The 2,038-nt window shown below is 65.8% G+C and carries 3 protein-coding genes; all 3 read right to left on the reverse strand.

What is annotated here, in order from left to right; all coding sequences use genetic code 11:
- Window positions 1-146, reverse strand: a 146-nt coding sequence (locus tag AC5JJ6_RS11570; RefSeq protein WP_496042175.1) for an AAA family ATPase, incomplete at its 3' end; no start/stop codon positions are given.
- 203 nt (window positions 147-349) lie between these two features.
- Window positions 350-1,480, reverse strand: coding sequence for a DNA polymerase III subunit beta (gene dnaN, locus AC5JJ6_RS11575; RefSeq protein WP_044433367.1), 1,131 nt, complete (start codon window positions 1,478-1,480; stop codon window positions 350-352).
- Between the two features lie 193 nt (window positions 1,481-1,673).
- Window positions 1,674-2,038 (reverse strand): helix-turn-helix domain-containing protein (locus AC5JJ6_RS11580; protein WP_496042174.1); only part of this gene is annotated, 365 nt, incomplete at its 5' end.

A 2,038-nucleotide genomic window follows, 5' to 3' on the forward strand; every position in this document is an offset into this window, starting at 1 on the left:
CCGCGTCCCGGCGACAGGAAGCTGACGGCTTCCAGCAGGTTGGTCTTGCCGGCGCCGTTGGGGCCGGTCAGCACGACGGGCCGCGTATCGGCGTTCAGCCGCGCGCCCTCATAGCAGCGGAACCGCGTCAGGGTGAGACGCGTCACCGCCAGCTTCGCCGCTGGTCCCTTATCCGGCCGGATATCGTCTTCTGTCCGGGTATACGCAGTCCGGGCATTTGAAGTGGGCGCATCGCGCAACGGCATCAAAACTCCAGCCTTACCCGCGATACGGCCCGTCAGGAACCATACCGGAGGGGCCACGCGTCCTGCATGGCCGCGCCTTCCAGGCGCTTCGGCAACAGCGCGCGTCAAACGCGCATCGGCATCAGAACATACAGGGCCGACGGATCGGCCACGTCACGGACGATCGTGGGCGATGCGGCGTCGGCCATCGTGAACCGCGCGCCGTCACCCTCGATCTGCTGAGTGATGTCCAATAGATAGCGAGAGTTGAAGCCGATTTCGAGGGGGGAGCTGTCATAACTGACTTCCAGCTCCTCGGTGGCGCTGCCGGCTTCCGGGCTGGTCGCCGAGAGCACCAGATTTCCCCGGTCGATGCTGAGCTTGACCGCCCGGCTCTTTTCCGTGGAGATCGTGGCGACGCGGTCCACGGCGCTGGCGAAGACCTTGCTGTCGACTTCCAGCACCTTGTCGTTGCCGGTCGGGATCACGCGCTCGTAATCGGGGAAGGTGCCGTCGATCAGCTTGGAGGTCACCATCACGGTGTCGAAGCCGAAACGGACCTTGGTTTCGGACAGGGCGACGCTGATCCGGTCGCCGGCCTCGTCGATCAGCTTGCGGATCTCCATCACGGTCTTGCGCGGCACGATCACGCCGGGGATGTTCCCGGCCCCTTCCGGCAGCGGGATTTCCACCCGCGCCAGACGGTGGCCGTCGGTCGCGACGGCGCGCAGCACCGGCACTTCGGTCTCTCCCGCGCGCGACCGGGTCGCGTGCAGATAGATGCCGTTCAGGTAGTAACGGGTTTCCTCGGTCGAGATCGCGAAGCGGGTGCGGTCGACCAGCATCCGCAGGTCGGCGGCCGACAGGGAGAACTGGTGCGCCAATTCGCCGCCGGACATCTGCGGGAAGTCCTCGGTCGGCAGGCAGCCGAGCTTGAAGTTGGAGCGGCCCGAACGCAGCGTCAGCAGCCCGTTGTCGCCGGAGCTGTCGAGTTCCACCTGACTGCCGTCCGGCAGCTTCCGCACGATATCGTAGAGCGTGTGCGCGGGCGCCGTGGTCGAACCGGCCTGGGTGACCTCCGCCGGGACCGTCTCGACGATCTCGAGGTCCATGTCGGTCGCGGTCAGCGCCAACTCGCCGTTTTCGGCCCTGAGCATGACGTTGGACAGGATGGGAATGGTGTTCCGGCGTTCCACCACGCTTTGAACATGCCCGAGGGAGCGGAGGAGGGCTGCGCGTTCGATCGTGATTTTCATTCTGGTCCGCTGCAATTCTCGTTGGCCGTGATCTCGTGGAGCCTGGAGCCGGTTCCAAACTTCGTCCCCGCTCGCGCGCATGCCTTGGGCCTGCCGCCAAACGGGGGGCGAATATAGCACAGCGGACAAAAAAACTAACCGATTCCGTCAGCTGGACGCGATTTCAGGCCGGCAATTGAGAATAAGGCGCGCCTCAGCCTTCCAGCATGCGGCGGAGCAGTTCGACGTCCTCGGCGAAGCTCTGGTCGGACGTACGCAGTTCCTCCACCTTCTTGACCGCGTGCATGACGGTGGTGTGGTCGCGGCCGCCGAACTTGCGGCCGATTTCCGGCAGGGAGCGGGCGGTGAGCTGCTTGGCGAGGTACATCGCGACCTGACGCGGCCGGGCGACCGCGCGGGCGCGCCGGGCGGAATGCATGTCGGCCAGCCGGATGTTGTAGTGCTCCGCCACCTTCTTCTGGATCTCGTCGATCGTGACGCGGCGGTCGTTGGCCCGGAGCAGATCGTGCAGGACCTCCTGGGTCGACTCCAGCGTGATCGCGCGGCCGACCAGTTCGG

Source organism: Skermanella sp. (assembly GCF_059503625.1).

Bases quoted from the DNA above. Each gene is read 5' to 3' on its own strand.
- dnaN (WP_044433367.1), bottom strand. From the start codon at position 1,480: ATGAAAATCACGATCGAACGCGCAGCCCTCCTCCGCTCCCTCGGGCAT.